Raw genomic sequence first — 19,351 nt, forward strand, 5'->3', positions numbered from 1 at the left:
ACACACTGGCGGAGGTCATGGAACCCGACCGGCGGAAGGATGGCTCACGCCTGCCGGGTCTAACACCGCGGCGCGCGAGCTGACCGCCGAGCTGTGCGGCCGGTACGCGGCCGACGTCGGCAACCTGCCGTCGCCCCGGCCCGCGAGCTCCGCTCGGCAGGCGTCGCGGTCACCCTCGTGGTACACGAACACAAACGGCTCGGCCCCGGCCTCGACCTTGGCCGCCCTGGCCGAGCAGCTGCGCGCCGCCGGCATCGGCCTGGGGTTCCTCACCGGCGAGCTACAGGGCTCCGACGACCCCTCGGGCGTGATGTGGACGTGCGCCGGTCCAGCCGAGGGACGGCCAGAAGCGGCCACCAGTCGGTCATGTTCGTAATCTCGGAGCGGATCTGGACTCAGGGTATCTCCCGCGAACCAAGACGTCGGGGTGGAGGGGATCAGGAGCCGCGGGGGTCGGGGAAACCGATCCAGCGCAGCAGGATCATCCGGGCGTCCGCGGGTGCGGTGTCGCGATCGGTGCCGAAGCGGTGCACCAGTTTGAGGTACTCCTCGTGGAATTCCTTGAGCTGTGCCTTGGTCATGAAGGTGCTGGCGCGGGAGCCCTGCTGCCAGTCGCCGTCCTCGTCCCGGTTGTGGGCGAAGGCCGACAGCAGCCGTAGGTCCTCGGCCAGTTTGGAGTCGCCCAGTCGCTCGGCGAGGTCTTGTTCGGCGTCGGTCAGTTCATCGCGGGTGGGCATCCGCCGGTCGGCTTTGACGACGTCCCACCAGCGTTCCCGCCCTTTGGCGCGGTCGCGCAGCTCGGTCACGAAACCGGTGTCGGACAACATCCGCAGGTGGTAGCTGGTTGTCCCGGTGTTCTGGCCCATGGCTTTGGCCAGCGTGGTAGAGGTGGCCGGGCCGTGATTGGCGAGGTGGCGGAGGATCTCTCGCCGCAGTGGGCTGGCGAGCGCCTTCATCGCCGCCGGGGTGTGCATGACCGGTTCCGTTGACATGTGACCAGCTTAGCCGTGCCGAGATAATTATGCAGAAGGACTCATGCAGAGAAAAACTTGCAGAAAAAATTCTGTAAAGCTAGGGTCGGCGACCATGAACTGGAAACGAATCGCCGGGCTGTCCTTCGTCACCGCTCCACTGTTGGTCCTCGCCGGCTGGGCTTTGATGCGCCTGGGCGGTACCGGTGGCCAGGAACCCGGCTGGACCCTGGCCCACATCGCCTGGGTCTTCAACACCGTCATGTACGCGGTCGTCTGCGTCGAGCTGTATCGACGTACCAAGAACACCACCTCGGGAGGGCGGATACTGGCCACCGGCTCGCTGATCGTCGGTGTCATCGGCGCGGGCTGCCTGCTCATCCAGATGGTGATCGATCTGGTGGTGGGCTTCTCCACCGACAACCGCACCGACATGCGGGCCTTGAGCGGCCAGATCCACGACCTGCCCGGGGTGCAGGTGGCCATCTACGACGTCGGGCCGGTGCTGCTGTTCCTGGCGCTGATCGTGCAGGCGATACACCTCGCGACGCAGGGCAGGGCCACCGCACTGTTCGCGATCCTGGTGACGGTGGCGGTTCTGGTCAACGGCGCCGAGCTGCTGGTGGAGATCCCGTTGCGGCTGGCCCAGGCCGGATCGGCGCTGATCCTGTGGCTGGCCTTCCTGCCGGTAGGACGTGAACTGTTGCGCCGCAGCCCATCCGGCTCGACCCAGGCGGCGACGACGACCTGGCAAACTCTCGCCGGGTGGTCGCTCATCCTGGCACCGGTGGCGCAGATCGGCGGCTGGACCTTAATGAGGCTCGGCGGCAACGAAGGAGTCGAGCCATGGACGACGATCGCGCATTCGGTGTGGCTCATCGGCTTCGTACTTCTGGCCGTCGCTTGCGTCGAACTTTATCGCCGGGTCCGAAGCCGCGGCGCCGGACAGCTCCTCGCCAGGGCGAGTCTGGCGGTGGCACTGATCAGCGTCGCCGCCTCGATCGCCGAGATGCTCGTCGACCTGTACGTCCTCTTCGCCACCGACAATCACGCGCAGTTGAAGGCCCTGGACCAGCAGATCCGAAGCATCCCGGGAGCCGAGTCGATCCTGTATGGATTCGGCACCCAGCTTGTCTACCTTGGGCTCCTGGTCCTGATCATTCACCTGGCCGTCCTGAAGCGAATCAGAGCTACGACCCTGATACTCGTCCTGGCCACCCTGGCCCTGTTCATCAGCTACGAAGTGCTGGACGGACCCGGCCGCCAGGCCCTCATGCCGTTCGCGGTCCTGTGCATGTGGCTGGCCCTGGCGCCCCTGGGATGGCGACTGCTGAAGCCGGCGGCCCAGGCAGCCGACGCGATCACGCCGTAGCGGTTCGCGGCCTGATGGTCCCGATCATGTACCGAAACCCCGGCAGGTCGCTGGGTCGGAACCTTCAGTCGATCGACCCGACGATGGGCTCCGCCGCGTAGTGAGTCGGTGTCAGGGTGACCCCAGTGGCCCGTGTAGCCAGCGCAATGGCGAGAGCGGTGGAAGTCCGCGTGTCGGCCTCTCCGTCCAGCGGCATGTCCAGCTCTCGCATATGGGCCAGCAGGCGGTCAACTCGAGGGCGTCAACGTGGACCGGATTCAACCGCTAATCGGCATTGCACAACGACCACTGGAACAGCCCAGCGACTGATCACGGCGGTCAGGCTTGCGCCATGGATCTCGACTTGATGGCTTGCTACTCAGAGCAGGACCGTGGTGGGCTCTCGCTGTGAGGCACGATCGCTACCCTGGCCAGCTCGCTCTCCCCCTCAGCTTCCCGCATCGCCGCTTCCGGTTATGGAGCTACGTACCCTCGCACAGCGAGCTCGTACTTCGGACGGAGTTCGAACAGGACACGCCCCACATCGAACTGCTCCTCAAATCCGTCCGCCAGATCGACCTTCCGGTGACCATGAACGATGGTCTCGTCGTCGCTATTGACGACTCTCCAAGCGGTGGATCGGAAGCTGTGACCTTCCTGTTCAGCAATGATCATTTCTCCGGCAAGGTCGTCGCCGGCCACCTCTTCCTGCGCCAAGAACAGCGATCACGATACAGTCCCTTCTCGCTCTTCCACGGAAACCTGCGGAGTGAGTTCACGCGTTAATACGCGCACCTCACCCAGCCACCTACGGGCCAGGGGGCTGGAGGGCCACACCACACCGCTCGGCGCCCTGATCGAGCACGGGTCAGGAGCCGTGCTGACGCGCCGCGTGCTGGCCCGCATCAGCCAGACCAAGCAAGGAAACCCCGCGGCCGCGAACACCTCCAACCGCAAGCGCATGGTCCTGAACAACGCCATGGAGTACGCCCAGGAGATCGGCGAACTGTCGTCGAACCCACTCAAGGCGGTGAAGTGGGCCAAGCAGCGCACCCTTACGACGGTGGACCCGCGCGTCGTCATCAACATCAGCCAGGCTCGCCGCTTCCTCAAGGCAGTGGAGAATCACAGCGGGCGAGGCAGGCGCATGAAGGCGTTCTTCGGATGCATGTACTTCGCCGCGCTCAGGCCCGAAGAGGTCGTGGACCTGCGAGAGGAACACCTCGTCAGCCTTCCTGTGGACGACTGGGGAGAGATGCGGCTGACCAACGCCGAGCCGCGCTCAGGCAGTCGTTGGACAAACAGCGGCAAGATCCGGGAACGTCGGGAACTCAAGCACCGAGTCGTAGGCGAGATACGGTGAGTGCCCATCCACCCCGAGCTGTCCAACATGCTGATCGAGAACCTCAAGGAATTCGGAGCCGGCCCCGGCGGACGAGTCTTCATCGGCCCCCACGGCGGCCTGATGACCGACCGCGCCTACCTCAAGGTCTTCCACGAAGCCAGAGCACAAGCGTTCGAACCGCCCGAAGCCCGGTCGCAGCTCATGGAGGTCCCGTACGCCCTACGTCATGCCGCCGTCTCCACATGGCTCAACGCCGGCGTGCCAGCGCCCCAGGTGGCCGAATGGGCAGGACACAGCGTTGACGTTCTTCTACGCGTCTACGCCAAATGCATCTACGGACAGCAGAGCGAGGCCATGCGCCGCATCTGGGATGCCACACGGTGAAGTCCTTGCTCCTGCCGGTCCGGCGGGGGGAACCGGCTGGCGCGGCGCAGGAGATCATCGGGCAGGTGTGGGCCTGCATGCGGAGGTAGTCGTCAGCGCGCACCCCGAGATCGTTTTATCGGGGTGTTTCATCCGTCCACCTGTTCGCACCGACCTATGAAACGACGTTCGCCCTGGACACGTCTCGCCGCGAGCGCCGCTTCATAGGTGAACGTCTAAGAAACAGGCGACCCGGCGAGTTCGCATATCCAAAGCGCGCTTGATCGGTGAAGGACGATCAAGCTTGCCTTTCCGCAAGAAAGTCGATCTGCCTGGCGGTTCTGCGCGTGTCCGGGTGGTCGGGGCCGAGGATCCGCTGCCGGGCGGTGAGGACATCGTGGTACTCGGCCTGCGCCCCGGCATAGTTCCCCCCGCGCCTACATCCGGGCGATTTCGTGCCGGGTGGCCAGTGTGGACGGGTGGTCGGGGACGAGGTCCCGCAGCCGGGCGCTGAAGACCTCGCCGTATTCGGCTGCAGCCGCAGCGTAAGATCCCTGGCTTGCCCGGTACCGGGCCGCCATGTGCGCAGCGTCTGCTGCCGCCCCGATCGTCTCGTCTGAGCTGTCCGGCAGAGCGCTGAGGCTGTTCAGCACTACGGCAGCGTGCGGCGCCAGCAGCTGCCAGGCCGACCACGTCGGCGGGTCCTCGGGGGTCGCCGGTCTCCCCGGCGGCTTCTGCTGCGGCCTTCAGCAGGCGGGCGGCCAGTTCCGTAAAAGCCAGCAGGTCCGGGCCAGGTGCCGGGCGGCTGGTGTCGCGTACCAGCGGGTGCAGCCGCGCGACCGGCAGCGCGTCCAGCCCGGCCGCGGAGTGCCAAGTTAACTTGACCCTTCCTCCCGTCGTCGGTCATCGCGGGCTGCGGCGGGGATGGCGTTGTCGATGAGGACGGCGGCGATGGCGGCGGCGGCGGGGAAGGCGTCGGCGTTGAGGACCCGGGTGCGGGCCGCGGCGCCGTCGATGAGCAGCGCGAGCTGCTCGCCGAGCTGTTCAGGGTCGGCGGCGCCGGCTTCGCGGGCGGTGTCGGCGAGCCGCGCGGCGACGGCTTTCTTGTAGTCGCGTGCGTACTGGGATGCGGGGTGCTGGGGGTCGTGGAGTTCGACGGCGGCGGCGATGTAGGGGCACAGGGGGGTGGTGGGGGGGATGTCGAAGGCGGCGAGGAGCCGTTCGCGGGGCGTGAGGTCGGTGCGGTCGAACACGCCGGACAGAACGGAGGGGTCGAACCGGCGCAGGTACTCGGCGACGAGTTCGTCCTTGCCGGTGAAGTGCTGGTACGCCGTGCGTTTGGACACCTGGGCCGCCGCGCAAAGCTGGTCCATGCCGGTGCGGTTGATGCCCTGCTCGCGAAACAGTTGCTGGGACGCGCTGAGGATGCGCTCGCGGGCGCCCCGGCCGCGGCGGCGGCCCTGGGGGCCCTTCTCCAACTCCGTCACGGGTCCATGGTACCCGAGCTGGGTAACGATCGGTGTACATAGTTTGCGCCCCGGCCGCGCGCCCCGTACCGTAAGCACACAGAGCGGTGTACATAACGCCGTCATCCCAGGTGCGCACGGCACCACCGGCCTAAAGGAGCAACATGGGAAAGCTTGACGGCAAGGTAGCGGTCATCACCGGCGGCACCACCGGCATGGCGCTGGCCGGCGCGAAGCTGTTCGTCGACGAGGGAGCGCACGTCTTCATCACCGGCCGCCGCCAGGACGCCCTGGACGAGGCCGTGAAGCAGATCGGCCGCAACGTCACCGGCGTCCAGGGCGACGCCGCCGACCTGAACGACCTGGACCGCCTGTACGACACCGTCAAGCGGGAGAAGGGCAGCCTCGACGTGCTGTGGGCCAGCGCAGGCGGGGGCGAGCCCGCCCCGCTCGGCGAGATCACCGAGGCCCAGTTCGACACCTGGTTCGGGCTCAATGCCCGCGGCACCCTGTTCACCGTCCAGAAGGCCCTCCCGTTCTTCAACGACGGCGGCTCCATCCTCATGACCGGCTCCAACGCCTCCCTCGGCGCCTTCCCCGGCTGGAGCGTCTACGCCGGCAGCAAGGCCGTCCAGCAGGCCTGGGCCCGCGTCTGGCTCAACGAGCTCAAGGACCGCCGCATCCGCGTCAACGTCCTGACCCCCGGCCAGGTCGCCACCGCCAAGCAGGAAGAACTCTTCGACGAGGCCACCAAGCGCCAGTTCGAGTCCCTCATCCCCCGCGGCCAGATGGGCCGCCCCGACGAAATCGCCACCGCCGCCCTCTTCCTCGCCTCCGACGACTCCAGCTACGTCAACGGCATGGAACTCGTCGCCGACGGCGGCACCACCGCCATCTAAACCGAACAACACTCAACCAGGGCAGGACATCTCATGAGCAACATCAGCATCATCGGCACCGGGAACATGGCCCGCACCATCGGAGCGCGGGCGATAGCGGGCGGCAACACCGTCGAGGTCATGGGCCGCGATCAGTCCAAGGCCGCTGACCTGGCCAAGGCTCTCGGCGGCGGCGCCACGACGGGAGAATGGGGTACCGCCCCGGCCGGGGACATCGTCATCGTGGCCCTGTTGTACGACGGCGTCGTGCCGGTCGTCGCCCAGTACGGAGACGCTCTCGCGGGCAAGGTCATCGTCGACATCAGCAATCCCTTCAACTCCACGTTCGACGGGCTTGCCCACCGCGAGGAGACCTCGATCGCGCAGGAAGTCGCCAAGGCGGCCCCGGCCGGCGCCAGCGTGGTGAAGGCGTTCAACACCATCTTCCGCCATGTCCTGGAGAAGGGCCGGCCCGACGTCTTCATCGCTGGCGATAATGCGCAGGCCAAGGCAAGTGTGGAGGCGTTCATCGAGAGCCTCGGGCTACGCCCGCTGGACGTCGGCGGCCTGAAAATGGCGCACTGGCTGGAAGGAGCGGGCGTGGTCACGGTGGGCCTCGCCAACCACGGGGTGGGGAACTTGGACTTCGCCCTCAGCATCACCGAACTTCCCGTCTGAGCAAACGGTTGACGGATCACCGAAAGGACTCGCCAATGAAGCTTGGTTTCACACTTCCCATAGTCGGGTTACCAGCAGCGCCGCTGGCCTGAGCGCGTTCTGCCGCGGGATCGAGGAGCAGCCGTACCCGCCGCTGATGAAGCGTCACCTCGACCCGGTGCTGCTGTGGACCGTCGCCGCGACGGCGACCAGCCGGGTGCGGCTGAATGCCAGCACGCTCAGCACCTTCTACTACGAGCCGCCGCACCTGGCCCGGATGCTGACCACGCTCGACGTGCTCAGCGACGGCCGTCTCGAGGTCGGCGTGGGACTCGGGTGGACGAAGGACGAGCACGACATCTCCCCCACCGCGGACTGGCGCCGGCGCGGGCGGATGCTCGATGACCTGCTGGCGTTCCTGCACGAGTGGTGCACGGCCAACCCGGCGTCCTGGGACAGCGAGTTCTTCTCGCTGCGGCCGGTCCACGCCGACCTGCGCCCGGCGCAAGCGGGCGGGCCGCCCATCTGGATCGGCGGCGCCAGCGAGGCCGCGACGCGCCGGGTCGGCCGCAGCGCCATGCGAAGCGTCTCCCACCTTTCAACGGAGTCGGCAGTGTATCGAGATGATCCGGCTCGTTCGCGGCGATGACGGAAGGAATGCCGTCTTCGCGCAAATTTCGGCGTCTTAGTTCACATATGCATGTCTAGACGTGCTGACTTACACGTGACTTGCAGCTGACTCACCACGTTGCGGTCACCGGGGACGCCGGCTCTCCCGCCCCGGCGCGGAGGGACGTTCCAGTCGCCATGGGCTGCTCACGTGAAGGGCGGAGAGCACTCCTGCAGCTTGGCGTTAGTTGTGCAGTGGTGTCTTCCCGCAAGCCGTCGAACTGCGAAGTGGGTGGTCGGCCGTAGCCCGGGAGTCCCGGGCCAACCTGAGTGGTCGTGCACAGGAACTTCGGACATCCGTGTGCAGACGGCGCGCTGGTAGCGGGCGCGGCCGAGGAAGGCGTCGACCTCGGCTTCGACGGCGGTCTGGATGATCAGGCGGGCGCCGAGCCGGGCGACGTCCTCGATGACCTCGACCAGGTCACGATCGGCGGCGAACAGGGCATCGATCTCGGCACGGATGGCCTGGATAGGCGATACTCGACGGGTCACGAGCGTGGGGCCTTTCTTCGTGCGAACTTGGCGGTTCAACACGGAACCACGCTCGTGATCCTGGACCGGGCACAGAGCGAGAGGCCCGTCACCGCGTTTCCGCTGGTGACGGGCCTCTTCCCGCTGGTGTGGCAGGTGCAAGGTTCGAACTTGCGTAGGCTGAGCCGACGGTTTTACGGTCCCGTCGCAATCATGCTTTGACCTGGGACTACTCCCGGGACCACCTCAACTTGGCCGCGTATTGGCCGTGATCAAGCTCTGAAGCCCGGGAGCGGGCGTCCGTCCGACGTCAGGAGCTCGTGAGGATGACGAGTTGTTGCTCACAACTCCTTCACGTAGGTGTCCTGATATGCCGCCCGACCGCCGAAGACGTTCAGGCCGACGTGTCCGCGCGTGTACTTCGTGTCCGTCACGTCCATGATTCGGGTGCCGGACAGGAACACCTGGATCCGGTTTCCCTCGGCGAGGACGCGGATCGGGTACGTCGTGCCGCGCCGGACCAGTGCCGAGACCCGGGCCAGGGCGGCCCCGTCGTCGAACACCCCGCCGGCCTTCGCGACCAGGCGGATCACGCGCAGGTTGGGGTCGATGTTGAGGCAGTAGGCGTCGTTGCCGTCGGCCGAGGCACGCCACAGGAGCGAGAGTGCTCCACCGGTCACACCGTCGGGGCTCCCCAGCCGGATCAGGGTGGTGAGGTCCAGGTTCGTGGCCGTGCGGGACGACATCGCGTTGCTGTCCTTGTCGAAGGTTCCGGAACGGCCCGCGCTGTCGGTCGACCAATGGCCGGCGGGGGTGACGGTCAGCTCGCCCAGGTTCGAACGGAATTCCGCGCCGGTGGTCCGTGGAGTCTCTCGCTGCGTCGTACGGTCCACCAAGCGGTACGCGCTCCGCAGCCGGTGTACCTTGAGCGACTCGACGTGCGCGGTGCCCCCCTTCACGTAAAAGGACATGCCTTGAGCGTCAGGGTCGGGGAAGATCAGGCTGGTGATCGTCGCCTGGCCGTCGGCGCCGAAGGCCTCAACTGACGAGGAGTCCACGAAGACGCGCAGTGTCACGCGGCCGTCGACGGGCTTCATCGGTGCGGTGGTGCGGCCCTTGAAATACTGCGTGAAGTCGCTCAGGCCGGAGGCCGTGCGGTCGACGAACAACTGACCCGCCTGCGCGTCATAGCCCACTGTCGTGTGCTGGTCGTCCTTCTCACGCAGCCGGAAGCCGACCTCCACGGCCGTCCCGAGGGTGATCTCGGCTTCGATCTCATAAGCCACCGCTCTGACCCCGTCGATCGGGTCGGTGGAGTCCGGTCCGACGGACAGGTCGGTACGGGTCGTCGTCGTGGCGCGGAGGGCGGCAAGTTCCGGCACCGGGCGCTGCACCAGACGTACACCGTCGTCGGTGTTGGTGAGGGTGAGCTCGCGCGGAATGCTCAACTGGCCGTTCCAGGCACCTGTCGGGGCGCTGAACGGGTAGTCCCAGTTGCTCGTCCAGGCCAGCCACACGCGTCGCCCGCCGGGCAGCCCGTAGAAGGACATGGCGGCGTAGTAGTCGCGCCCGGAGTCGGGGCGCAGCACCGTGCCCGCCGTCTGGTCCGGGGTGAAGGCGGTGCCGTTCCAGTCCCCGGTGAAGTACTGGGCGGCCGAGCCGTCTGTCGCGCGCACGGCCCCCGTGCTCAGGGTGAGGACCCATTTGACGCGCGCCGGGTCACCGTCGACCGGGAGTGGGAACACGTCGGGACACTCCCACACCCCGGCCGTCACCCAGCCGCCGTATCCGAAGGAGCTGGTGTGTGTCCAGGTGAGTAGGTCGGTGGAGGTGAAGAAGCGGATGTGGTCACCGCCGGAGACCACCATCACCCACTGCGCGTGTGCGTCGTCGCGGACGATCTTCGGGTCGCGGAAGGTCCAGCCGGCGTCGGGGCCTCCCGGGTTCTGCACGGCGGGTGCCGGGCCCCCGTGCAACTGCCAGGAGCGGCCCTTGTCCTTGCTGTAGGCGATGCGCACGCTCGCGTTGCCGCCGGGCTTGTCGGGGCGATAGCTGGTGTAGTACGCGAGGAGGCCGGAGCCGCCGTCGAAGAGGCCTGAGGCGTCGTCCTCGTCGACGACTGCCGAACCCGTCCAGCAGTGGCCGTACTCGTTCCAGGGCAGGGCGATCGGCAGGGGCTGCCAGTGGACCAGGTCGGTGCTCACGGCGTGCGCCCAGCGGCCCTGGTCCTGGTGGAAGAGGTGGTATTCGCCGTCGTAGTGGACCAGGCCGTTGGGGTCGCTGGTGGAGCCGGTGAGCTGGGTGTAGTGGTAGGTGGGGCGGTAGGGCTCCGTGAAGTAGCCGGCGGTGCTGCTGGCCTGCACGTTCTGGAAGTACGCTATGCCGTGCGCGGCCGCGATGCCGATGGAGGCACCCGTGGTCCCGGAGACGCTTGTCTTGAGCACGCTTACGCCGTCCACGTACATCTCGATGCGCCTGCCGGTCGCGCGGACCTCTACCCGGTAGGTGCCGCCCGCGGCGATGCGCCGGACCGGCGCGGCGGCGGTCGCGACGCGGGTGCCGGAGGTCCGGTCGATCAGGCTGACCGTGTTGCGGGCGGCGTCGAGGCGGGCCTCGTAGCCGCCGGAGCCGTTCGCGGACGCGCGCAGGACGAGGCCGGCGGAGGCCGACGGGCCGCCCGGCGTGATGTCCGCCCTCGCAACCAGGTCGCCGTGTGCGAACGGGGCCGTGCGCAGGCCGCTGTCGCCTCGGATACCGCGCAGGTCGAGAGTCCAGGTGCCGGACCTGGTGGTCCATCCCTGGACGTCGGTGACGAGGTCGGCGGCGGCGATGTTGTCGAAGGACGCCGCGCCGCCGGACACCAGGACGCCCAGCCTGCCCGACGCGTGCCCGGAGTCCCGAGCCGTGATGGCCGGGGCGTAGCCGTCGGGAGAGAGGAAGTTCGTCTGCCAGTGCACGCGCAGTTCGTCGCCCTCGGCCTCGATCCGCAGCCGGTAGACAGCCCCTGTCCTGATGGTGGCGTTGCAGGTGCCGAGGGTGACGTTCCCGTCGATGCGGCACAGCCTCAACCGGCCCTGTCCGGGGTCGACCTGGACGCCGTAACCCTGGGTGCCCGTGGCGTCGGCCCGCACCAGCAGGGTGGCCACGGTGGAGGTGTCGTGGAGTATGAGGTCGGTCTGGATCGCGGTGTCGTACGCCCGGGTGGCGGCGATGGCGCGGGCGGTGCCGCCGTCGGGTGCTTCGGCTCGCCAGCCGAGCGGGGTCGCCGTCCACGTGCCGCCGCCGGTGGTCCAGCCGGTGAGATTGGTGGTGACCTCGGACAGGGCGGGCGGGCCGAAGACCACGGTGCCGTTGCGGGCGAGCAGGCCCACGGCGCCGGAGTCGTAGCGGTGGTCCTCTACGCGGATGCGCCTCTTGCCGTCGACGGAGACGGTCAGCTCGGCTCCGTCCACGGTGACTTCGAGCTCGTACGTTCCTCCGGTCCGCGCTCCTGCCAGCCGCGCTGTGGCGATGGCTTGGCCGCTCGCCAGGTCGAAGAGCCGTACGCGCTCGTGGTCCAGGGCGGCCGCGTATCCGGCGGAGCCGTCCTCGGCGGCACGGAACACCAGCGCGCCCACTCCGTACGGGGATGCGGGGGTCACCTGGGCGGTGTACGTGGCCTTGGCGGCGATCTGCTGCTCGGAGAGGGCGAGGGCGGCGCCGGTGGCCTTCCAGCCGCCGTCGGCGGTGCGGTTCCACTTGCCGGTGACGGGGAGGGGGTCGGGGATCGGGTTTCGTGCGGGGGTGTTCTTGACAAGGGCGGATGCCGGGACGGCACTCGAGAGGGGCAGCAAGGTGAGACCTCCGGCGAGCAGGAGGGTACGACGGGACACGCGCATGGCGGCTCCTGGGGGGTGGTGGGCTCAGACCGTCACGGCCACAGCGGCCGGGGGCCGTCGGTGAACGCCGGCGCCATCCGCCAAGCGTCGAAACTCTCCACGGTGACGTCGCCGTCGGCACTGATGCCGACGCCGACGGCCTCGTCGGGGCGGGTGGGGTAGATACGGGCGGCGAGCGGCCGGCCGTTGGAGAAGATCTCCAGTGCGGAGTGGTCGACGAGGACACGCAGGTCCACCAGGCCGTCGCCACTCAGCGGCAGTTCCCCGTGACGCGGTTCGGCGTCCAGGGACGGATCGAGGCCGGACGCCTCGCGGTGCAGCCGGAGGACGCCGCCCGTGGGCAGGCGGCTCACCTCGACGACCGTGCGTTCGGCTCCGTCCGGCGTCTCGCGCACGACCAGCCGGGCCGTGGCGCCGGGCGCGAGCCGCAGGGTGATCTCGATGTCGAGCTGGTCTCCCCGCACGGAGTGCAGCCGGGTGTACGTGTTGTCCAGCGGGCCGGCGGGGACCCGTACGTGATCTCGCCGGAGCCGGGCCAGCTCGGGTACGGGGGCCTGGACCAGCTGCCCGTCCGCGCCGAGGGTGACGACGCGTGGCAGCGACATGACACCGCACCACCCCGCCCGCGCCGTCGCCGCATCCGATCGCCCCTCCTGGAGCCAGCCGAACATGATCCGACGGCTGTGGGCGTCACGTGTGGACTGCGGAGCGTAGAAGTAGCGTCCGCCGTAGTCGAGCCGGTGGAGGGCGGTCGGAGTGAAGGTGTCGCCCTGGTAGCGGCCCGTCCAGTACAGAGGATGGTAGGTGGTGCCCTCGTCCCAGGCGGAGAAGATCAGGACGTCGGTGTCGTCGTCTATGCCGAACAGGTCGACGCACTCCCACATCGTGCCGGTCCAGTCGAGTTCGCCCCGGTTTTGCGAGGCGTCGCCGGTCAGCAGGGGGCCGACGTACCGCCACGTGCGCAGGTCGTCGGATTCGTACAGGAAGGCCGTTCCGCCGACGCCCCGAATGCCCGAGCCCACCAGTTGCCGCCACACCTGGCCCTCCCGCCAGACGCAGTGGTCACGGAAGGCGGTGGCGTCGAGGTCGCGGGGCGGGGCGCTGATGACCGGATTGGCCGGGTCCTTGGTCCAGCGCCTCAGGTCGGCGGACCCGGTGGCCACGCACGGCAGTTCGCGGTTCCCGTGGCGGCCGGAGTAGACGAGCGTGGGCACTCCCCCGTCGTCGACGAGGACGCCGGACCAGCAGCCGTCACGGTCGGGGCCGTCGGAGCCCGGGACGAGGGCGATCGGCTCGTCGGTCCAGTGGACAAGGTCCGTGCTGGTGGCGTGGCCCCAGTGGATGCGGTGGTGGGCGGGAGCGAGCGGGTTGTACTGGTAGAAAAGGTGGTAGACGCCGTTCCAGTGGGTCAGCCCGTTGGGATCGTTGAGCCAGCCACCGGGCGAGGTGAAGTGGAAGCGGGGACGGTGGGGGTCGCGTTCGGCGCGCTCGGCCAGCCCCTCGGCGCCGGAGATGTCGGAGGGGAGGGTGAGGTCGTGGGTCATGCGGCGGTGGTCTCGGCTTCCTCGGTGTCGTCGGTGGCCTCGCCGGTCGGTCTGTCGGTGGTCTTGAGCACCCGGCGGGCGATGTCGGAGATAGGTGCGCGCAGGTGGCAGCGCACCCAGTGGGGATGTCCGTCGTCCTCGCCGACGACGTGCCGGACGAGCTCTGTGCGGCTGCACGTGCCGTCGTCGCCGTACGGGCAGGACGTGGGGTTGAGGATCGCCTCGCGCAGTCGAGCGCGCTCGACCGGGTCGTAGCTCCCGGCCCGCTCGGGGTCGGGTACGGCGGACAGCAGCAGGCGGGTGTAGGGGTGGGCGGGGGCGTCCATGACGGCAAGTGCGTCACCGCCCTCGACGAGCTCGCCGGCGAACATCACCATCGTGGTGTCCGCGAGATAGCGAGCGGAGCCCAGGTCGTGGGTGATGTACAGCATGGCGATGTCCCGTTCGTCGCGCAGACGCCGCATCAGATTGAGCACGCCGACGCGTACGGAGACGTCCAGCATCGAGGTCGGTTCGTCGGCGAGGATCAACCGGGGCTCGACGGCGAGGGCGCGGGCGACGGCGACGCGCTGGCGCTGGCCGCCGGAGAGCTCGTGCGGGTAGGACTGCAGCATGTCCTCGGTCAGGCCGACGGTCGTCATCAGCTCCCGCAGCGCCTCCGGTATGGCGGGGCGGCCGTGCACGACGAGGGATCGAGTGAGGAAATGCTCGATGCGGTGAACGGGGTTGAGCGAGCCGAAGGGGTCCTGGAACACCATCTGTACCTTGCGGCGGTACGCCCGAGACGCCCGCCGCCGTTCGGTGCGCAGGACGTCCTCGCCGTCCAGCAGTACTTGTCCGGCGGAGGGCTGTTCAAGGCGGGCCAGGCAGCGGGCGATGGTGGACTTGCCACTGCCGGACTCGCCGACCAGGGCGGTGATCCGGCCGGCCGGCAGGTCGAAGGACACGTCGTTGACGGCACGGACTCGGCGCCGCGAGAAGACGGTGCCGACTTGGAAGTCCTTGCTCAGGCCGCGTACGGACAGCAGGGGCTGGGTCATCGCGGGACTCCCTGAGTGCTCTGGGCCACCCACCGGCCGGGGGCGACCTCGCGCAGGTCGGGGATGTTCATGGAGCAGTCCGAGCGGTCCTTGGGACAACGGACGTGGAAGCCGCAGCTGCCGGCGGTACGAGGGGCGTCGAAGAGGCCGGTGAGCTCCCGGCGCGGGCCGGTCAGCGGCGGAAAGGCGTTCATCAGCGCCTCGGTGTACGGGTGGAGCGGCTGGGTGAACAGATCCTTGGCGTCGGCGAGTTCGACGATTCGTCCGCCGTACATCACGCCCATGCGGTCGGACAGCTCGACCATCAGGGACATGTCGTGGGTGATGAAGAGGATGGAGAAGCCCAGCTCGTGCTGGAGGTCGCGGATCTGCGCCATGATCTCCTGCTGGACGACGACGTCGAGTGCGGTGGTCGGCTCGTCCATGATCAGCAGCCGGGGCCGGAGCGCGACGGCCATGGCGATGACCACGCGCTGGCGCATACCGCCGGAGAGCTGGTGCGGGTAGGCCCTGAGTCGGCCGGGGTCGATGCCCACCAGGTGGAGCAGCTCGCCCGCTCTCTCCCGCGCCAGTCGCTTCTTCAGCTTCTCGTGAGTGGTGAAGATGTCGCCGATCTGCTCGCCGATGGTGAGGACGGGGTTGAGCGAGTTCATCGCCGATTGGAAGACCATGGCGATCTCCCGCCACCGGAATGCGCGCAGCTCCCGCTCGTCCAGGGCCAGGACGTCCCGGCCCTGGAAGTGGACACTGCCCGCGGTGATCTCCGCCGGGGGCTTCAGCAGCCGCATCACCGCGTTGGCGATGGTCGACTTGCCGCAGCCCGACTCCCCGGCCAGCCCGAAGACCTCTCCGGGGCCGATGGAGAAGGAGACGTCGTCGGCGCCCAGGACGGTGCGTGCGTCACTGCGGTATTCGACGCGGAGGCCGCGGACGTCGAGGACGGGTGCGTCGTGTACGGAATCCATGGCTCAGCCCTTCCTCTCGGCGGAGCGCCGCTTGGCGGACCGGGCCCGCAGCCTCGGGTTGGTGATCTCGTCGACCGCGTAGTTGACCAACGCCAGCGCGAAGGCGACGAGCGCGATGCACAGCCCGGAGGGGACGAAGGCCCACCACGCGCCGGTCATCAAGGCGCCGTCGGTGCCGGCCCAGTACAGGTTCGTGCCCCAGCTGACGACGCTGCTGTCCCCGAGACCCAAGAACTCCAGACCCGCCTGACCGCCGATGCCGAAGATCACGCAGCCGAGCAGCGTGGTCATCACCACGGACGCCATGTTGGGCAGGATCTCGCGGAACATGATGCGCAGCGGACGCTCTCCCGTGACGACGGCCGCGGCCACGAAGTCCTTGCCGCGGATCGACTTGGCCTGAGCGCGCAGCACCCGGGCCGATCCCGCCCAGCCGGTGACGACGAGTACCAGGATCACGGTGGAGGTCCCGGGGGGCAGGAACGCGGCCAGGATGATGAGCAGCGGCAGGCCGGGGAGCAGCAGGAAGATGTTGGTGATCAGAGTGAGCACGTCGTCCGCGATTCGGCCGAAGTACGCGGAGGCCAGGCCGATGACGGTGGCGACTGCGCATGCGGCAAGCCCGACCGCGAACCCGACGAAGAGCGAACTGCGGGCACCCCACAACGTGAGGGCGAGGACGTCCTGTCCCTTCGCCGTCGTACCGAGCCAGTGAGCGGCCGAGGGGGGCTGACTTCCCGTCGCGTTGATGAGCGACGGGTCGCCGGGAGCGATGACGGGAGCGAGCAGGGCGAGGAGCGCGAACAGAGCCAGCAGGGCCAGTCCGATCAGCGCTTTCTTGACGCCGGCGAGTTGGCGCAGCAGTCCGCGTCGGCGGCCGGGCGGTGCCTGTGCCTTTGCCGCGGAGGTCTCCGCGATGTCGATGTCTACGGCGGTCATGTCGGCGGCTCCCCTCAGCGGACGCGGACGCGCGGGTCGAGGCGGACATAGACGAGGTCGACGAGGAAGTTCGCGAGCAGCACCGCCGCCGTGATGGTCAGGAAGATGCCCTGCATCAGGGGGTAGTCCAGGCCCTGGACGGCCATCAGGAGCTGGTAGCCGATGCCAGGGTAGGCGAACACGACCTCGGTGAGCAGGGCGCCGCCGACCACGAAGCCGAGCGCCATGCCGAAGTTGGTGACGGACGGGAGCATCGCGTTGCGGGCGGCGTAGCGGAACATGATCCGGGCCGGACTCAAGCCCTTGGCCTCGGCCATCGTGATGTAATCCTCCGCCGCCGTGGCGATCATGGTGTTGCGCATGCCGAGCATCCAGCCGCCGATGGAGACCAGCACGATGGTCAGCGCGGGCAGAACCAGGTGGGTGGCGACGTTCGAGACGAACTCGCCGGTGAAGCCGGGGGTCAGGCCGACGTCGTAGGCGTGCCGCAGCGGGAACCAGCCCAGGCTCACTCCGAACAGGTACAGCGCCCCCATGGCCAGCCAGAAGTATGGGAACGAGCCGACGAAGATCAGCAGGGGTGGGAAGGCAGAGTCGAGGACGCCGCCGCGCCGCCAGGCGGCGACGATGCCGAGCAGGTTGCCGACGACGGCGGCGATGACGAGCGCGATGCCGCCGAGCAGCAGGGTCCAGCCGATCTGCGAGCCGATCACCTCGGTGACCGGGGTCGGGAAGCGGGTGATGGAGATGCCGAGGTCGCCGGTGAAGACGCTCTTGACGTAGGTGACGTACTGCTCCCAGAGGGGGCGGTTGTCCAGGCCGAGGAGTTTCCGCAGCTGGGCTATCTGGTCGGGCTGCATCGTGCCCTGGGCCTGCGCGAACATCCGGGAGACCGGGTCGCCCGGCATGAAGCGCGGGAGTACGAAGTTCAGGGTGATGGAGGCCCAGAAGGCGAGCAGATAGAACCCCAGGTTGCGCAGGATCAGACGCACGGGTCGTGCTCCCTGTCAGTGGCGGTGGGGGCGGGGCGCGGGGGCGGCCGTCCGGGGGGAGGACGGCCGCCGGTCCGCTCGGGCGTCAGCCCTTGACGGGCTGCAGTGAGGTGAGCACGAGGATCGTGCTGGAGTTGCGGTTGCCGAGGGTGGCGAACGGGTTCTCCTCGGTGGGCCAGCCGGTGAAGCGGGCGTCGGTGTACGAGCCCCATTCGGGGCCGGTGAACAGCGGGACCAGGGGCGCCTGCTCGTCGTACAGCTTCTGCAGGCCGTTCATCTGTTCGCGTTGCTTGGTCTCGTCCGTGGCGGCGGCGAAGGCGTCGATGAGCTCGTCGGCCTTCTTGTCGCCGAAGCGGTGGTAGTTCTCGGTGGCCTGCTTGTCGACGGGCTTGAGCATCTTGGTCGACATCACGCCGCGGTAGTACTCGTACGGGGTGGCGCCGTTGTTGCTCCAGACGATGCCGGTGTCGAACGTGCCCATGTCGTACGACGACTGGACGGCTGACCAGTCGGGCGTCTTCACGGTGGCGGTGATGCCGACCTTCGCGAGATCCTGCTTGATGATGTTGGCGACCGAGATCCAGTCGGAGGAGGCGGAGCCGACGGAGATGTCCAGCGTGAACGGCTTGCCGTCCTTGAGCAGCCGCTTGCCGCCGCTGTCCCGGTAGCCGGCCGCGTCCAGGGCCTGCGCCGCCGCGCCGGTGTCGTGCTTCGTCCAGGTGCACGAGGCAGCCAGGGACGTGTCGCGCCACTTGTCGTACGTCCGGGCCAGGCCCGTGCAGTCGGCGGGTTCGGCGTAGCCGTTCATCGCGACCTTGGTGACCTTGTCGCGGTCGACGGCCATGCTGAGCGCCTTGCGGACGGCCGGGTCGTCGAAGGGGGCCTTGGTCGTGTTCAGTTGCCAGTTGATCATGGCGCCGACGGGTGGGAACCAGTAGTGGTTGTGCTGCTTGTCCTTGGCGACGAAGGACTTCTCGATGTCCGGGATGTAGGACTGCGTCCAGTCCACCTCGCCGTTGACGAAGGCGATGTTGGCGCTGTCGTTGCCGGAGAAGGCGACCATCCTGATGCCGGCGATCTGCTGCTTGTCCGGCTGCCAGTAGTTCGGGTTCTTGCGCAGTTCGTACGACTGGCTCTGGAAGTTCTCGACCTTGGTGTACGGGCCGGTGCCGACCGGGTCCGGATTGGTGTGCTTCGCCGGGTCTTTCACCTGGGACCAGATGTGCTTCGGCAGGATGTAGTGGCCGCTGATCTCGAAGAAGGCGGGCGAGAAGGGCTTGTTGAAGGAGAACTTCACCGTTTGGGCGTCGACCGCGGTGACCTTGTCGAGGTAGTCGAAGCCGCCCAGCACGTCCTTCTGAAGCTGGAAGGTGTAGACGACGTCGTCGGCTGTGAGCGGCTGACCGTCCGACCACTTGACGCCCTCGCGCAGCGTGAACGTGAGCGAGCGGGCGTCCTCGGCCTGCTCCCACTTGGTGGCGAGCCACGGCGTGTCCTTGGCGTCCGCCATGCTGTGCACCACCAGCGGCTCGTAGACCGCCTGATGGGTCATGGGAGCGGCCTGCATGCCCGCGAGCGGGTTGAAGTTGCGCGTGAACGTCGCCAGGTCCTCGCGGGGGATCGTGAGCAGTTGGTCACCGGAGGCGCCACCGGCCGCGGCGGCGCCTCCGGTGCCGCCGGTGCAGCCCGATAGCACCAGAGCCGCCGCGGCGGAGACGGAGAGCGCCGTCAGGACGGGGCGCAGCCGCCGCCGTGAAGGCGTGGGGGGTGTCATAATGAAGACTCCTTTCCTCTTCAACACACAGGACGAAGACGGGATGGG

General features: G+C 68.2%; 18 protein-coding genes and 1 pseudogene. 7 read left to right on the forward strand and 12 right to left on the reverse strand.

All coding sequences use genetic code 11. The features are described 5' to 3' along the window. Positions 1–15: 15 nt before the first annotated feature. Both OHA25_RS03230 and OHA25_RS03235 read right to left on the reverse strand, forming a co-directional pair. Positions 16–255: a hypothetical protein gene (locus OHA25_RS03230; protein WP_327586137.1), complete on the reverse strand. Its 240-nt coding sequence runs from the start codon at positions 253–255 to the stop codon at positions 16–18. 182 nt (positions 256–437) lie between these two features. Continuing rightward, positions 438–992 (reverse strand): ArsR/SmtB family transcription factor, encoded by a 555-nt coding sequence (locus OHA25_RS03235; protein WP_305914551.1) that lies wholly within the window; start codon positions 990–992, stop codon positions 438–440. A 94-nt stretch (positions 993–1,086) separates the two neighbouring features. On the opposite strand from OHA25_RS03235, the gene OHA25_RS03240 reads away from it, so the two are divergent. Beyond that, positions 1,087–2,343 (forward strand): hypothetical protein, encoded by a 1,257-nt coding sequence (locus OHA25_RS03240; protein ID WP_327586138.1) that lies wholly within the window; start codon positions 1,087–1,089, stop codon positions 2,341–2,343. Positions 2,344–2,407: 64 nt separating this feature from the next. On the opposite strand, the gene OHA25_RS61080 is transcribed toward OHA25_RS03240, so the two are convergent. Next, positions 2,408–2,566 carry a hypothetical protein gene (locus tag OHA25_RS61080; RefSeq protein WP_442942162.1) on the reverse strand — a complete coding sequence of 53 codons (159 nt, stop codon included), beginning with the start codon at positions 2,564–2,566 and terminating at the stop codon, positions 2,408–2,410. Between the two features lie 164 nt (positions 2,567–2,730). On the opposite strand from OHA25_RS61080, the gene OHA25_RS03245 reads away from it, so the two are divergent. From OHA25_RS03245 to OHA25_RS03255, 3 genes are read left to right on the forward strand one after another with little or no spacing between them, the layout of a single operon-like run. Further along, entirely contained in the window at positions 2,731–3,108 is a 378-nt protein-coding gene (locus OHA25_RS03245) for a hypothetical protein (RefSeq protein ID WP_327586139.1), read from the forward strand. Next, entirely contained in the window at positions 3,092–3,685 is a 594-nt protein-coding gene (locus tag OHA25_RS03250; RefSeq protein WP_327586140.1) for a hypothetical protein, read from the forward strand. The genes OHA25_RS03245 and OHA25_RS03250 overlap by 17 nt, the downstream gene beginning before the upstream one ends. Then, a complete protein-coding gene (locus OHA25_RS03255) occupies positions 3,686–4,051 on the forward strand; it encodes a hypothetical protein (protein ID WP_327586141.1) in 366 nt (121 codons plus the stop codon). It abuts the gene before it with no gap. Between the two features lie 854 nt (positions 4,052–4,905). Here OHA25_RS03255 and OHA25_RS03260 read toward each other — a convergent pair. Continuing rightward, positions 4,906–5,517 carry a TetR/AcrR family transcriptional regulator gene (locus OHA25_RS03260; RefSeq protein ID WP_327586142.1) on the reverse strand — a complete coding sequence of 204 codons (612 nt, stop codon included), beginning with the start codon at positions 5,515–5,517 and terminating at the stop codon, positions 4,906–4,908. A gap of 143 nt (positions 5,518–5,660) precedes the next feature. Here OHA25_RS03260 and OHA25_RS03265 point away from each other — a divergent pair, with 143 nt between their 5' ends. The 3 genes from OHA25_RS03265 (at position 5,661) to OHA25_RS03275 (ending at position 7,680) form a co-directional block, all read left to right on the forward strand. Then, positions 5,661–6,395, forward strand: a complete 735-nt coding sequence (locus tag OHA25_RS03265; protein ID WP_327586143.1) for an SDR family NAD(P)-dependent oxidoreductase — start codon at positions 5,661–5,663, stop codon at positions 6,393–6,395. Positions 6,396–6,428: 33 nt separating this feature from the next. Further along, complete coding sequence (locus OHA25_RS03270; RefSeq protein WP_327586144.1) at positions 6,429–7,052, forward strand: NADPH-dependent F420 reductase; 624 nt, start codon at positions 6,429–6,431, stop codon at positions 7,050–7,052. A gap of 136 nt (positions 7,053–7,188) precedes the next feature. Next, the gene (locus OHA25_RS03275; protein WP_327586145.1) at positions 7,189–7,680 is read left to right on the forward strand and encodes an LLM class flavin-dependent oxidoreductase; all 492 of its coding nucleotides are present in this window, start codon (positions 7,189–7,191) and stop codon (positions 7,678–7,680) included. 251 nt (positions 7,681–7,931) lie between these two features. On the opposite strand, the pseudogene OHA25_RS61085 reads toward OHA25_RS03275, so the two are convergent. The 8 genes and pseudogenes from OHA25_RS61085 to OHA25_RS03315 all read right to left on the reverse strand — a co-directional run. Continuing rightward, positions 7,932–8,192: pseudogene (locus OHA25_RS61085) on the reverse strand (IS256 family transposase); the annotation flags it as partial. Positions 8,193–8,512: 320 nt separating this feature from the next. After that, positions 8,513–12,049, reverse strand: a complete 3,537-nt coding sequence (locus OHA25_RS03285) for a glycoside hydrolase family 32 protein (protein ID WP_327586147.1) — start codon at positions 12,047–12,049, stop codon at positions 8,513–8,515. A 32-nt stretch (positions 12,050–12,081) separates the two neighbouring features. Further along, positions 12,082–13,593 (reverse strand): glycoside hydrolase family 32 protein, encoded by a 1,512-nt coding sequence (locus OHA25_RS03290; protein ID WP_327586148.1) that lies wholly within the window; start codon positions 13,591–13,593, stop codon positions 12,082–12,084. Further along, on the reverse strand, positions 13,590–14,633 hold the full coding sequence (locus tag OHA25_RS03295; RefSeq protein ID WP_327586149.1) for an ATP-binding cassette domain-containing protein: 1,044 nt from the start codon (positions 14,631–14,633) through the stop codon (positions 13,590–13,592). Before OHA25_RS03295 ends, OHA25_RS03290 begins: the two co-directional genes overlap by 4 nt. Then, positions 14,630–15,598 carry an ABC transporter ATP-binding protein gene (locus OHA25_RS03300; RefSeq protein WP_327586150.1) on the reverse strand — a complete coding sequence of 323 codons (969 nt, stop codon included), beginning with the start codon at positions 15,596–15,598 and terminating at the stop codon, positions 14,630–14,632. Before OHA25_RS03300 ends, OHA25_RS03295 begins: the two co-directional genes overlap by 4 nt. A 3-nt stretch (positions 15,599–15,601) precedes the next feature. Further along, entirely contained in the window at positions 15,602–16,537 is a 936-nt protein-coding gene (locus OHA25_RS03305) for an ABC transporter permease (RefSeq protein WP_327586151.1), read from the reverse strand. Between the two features lie 14 nt (positions 16,538–16,551). Beyond that, entirely contained in the window at positions 16,552–17,529 is a 978-nt protein-coding gene (locus tag OHA25_RS03310; protein WP_327586152.1) for an ABC transporter permease, read from the reverse strand. Between the two features lie 85 nt (positions 17,530–17,614). Beyond that, on the reverse strand, positions 17,615–19,303 hold the full coding sequence (locus OHA25_RS03315; protein ID WP_327586153.1) for an ABC transporter substrate-binding protein: 1,689 nt from the start codon (positions 19,301–19,303) through the stop codon (positions 17,615–17,617). Positions 19,304–19,351 lie beyond the last annotated feature (48 nt).

This window comes from Nonomuraea sp. NBC_00507 (genome assembly GCF_036013525.1).
Classification (GTDB): domain Bacteria; phylum Actinomycetota; class Actinomycetes; order Streptosporangiales; family Streptosporangiaceae; genus Nonomuraea.

Bases quoted from the DNA above. Each gene is read 5' to 3' on its own strand.
- OHA25_RS03230 (WP_327586137.1), bottom strand. From the start codon at position 255: ATGCCGGCGGCGCGCAGCTGCTCGGCCAGGGCGGCCAAGGTCGAGGCC.
- OHA25_RS03235 (WP_305914551.1), bottom strand. From the start codon at position 992: ATGTCAACGGAACCGGTCATGCACACCCCGGCGGCGATGAAGGCGCTC.
- OHA25_RS03240 (WP_327586138.1), top strand. From the start codon at position 1,087: ATGAACTGGAAACGAATCGCCGGGCTGTCCTTCGTCACCGCTCCACTG.
- OHA25_RS03265 (WP_327586143.1), top strand. From the start codon at position 5,661: ATGGGAAAGCTTGACGGCAAGGTAGCGGTCATCACCGGCGGCACCACC.
- OHA25_RS03270 (WP_327586144.1), top strand. From the start codon at position 6,429: ATGAGCAACATCAGCATCATCGGCACCGGGAACATGGCCCGCACCATC.
- OHA25_RS03275 (WP_327586145.1), top strand. From the start codon at position 7,189: ATGAAGCGTCACCTCGACCCGGTGCTGCTGTGGACCGTCGCCGCGACG.
- OHA25_RS03285 (WP_327586147.1), bottom strand. From the start codon at position 12,049: ATGCGCGTGTCCCGTCGTACCCTCCTGCTCGCCGGAGGTCTCACCTTG.
- OHA25_RS03290 (WP_327586148.1), bottom strand. From the start codon at position 13,593: ATGACCCACGACCTCACCCTCCCCTCCGACATCTCCGGCGCCGAGGGG.
- OHA25_RS03295 (WP_327586149.1), bottom strand. From the start codon at position 14,633: ATGACCCAGCCCCTGCTGTCCGTACGCGGCCTGAGCAAGGACTTCCAA.
- OHA25_RS03300 (WP_327586150.1), bottom strand. From the start codon at position 15,598: ATGGATTCCGTACACGACGCACCCGTCCTCGACGTCCGCGGCCTCCGC.
- OHA25_RS03305 (WP_327586151.1), bottom strand. From the start codon at position 16,537: ATGACCGCCGTAGACATCGACATCGCGGAGACCTCCGCGGCAAAGGCA.
- OHA25_RS03315 (WP_327586153.1), bottom strand. From the start codon at position 19,303: ATGACACCCCCCACGCCTTCACGGCGGCGGCTGCGCCCCGTCCTGACG.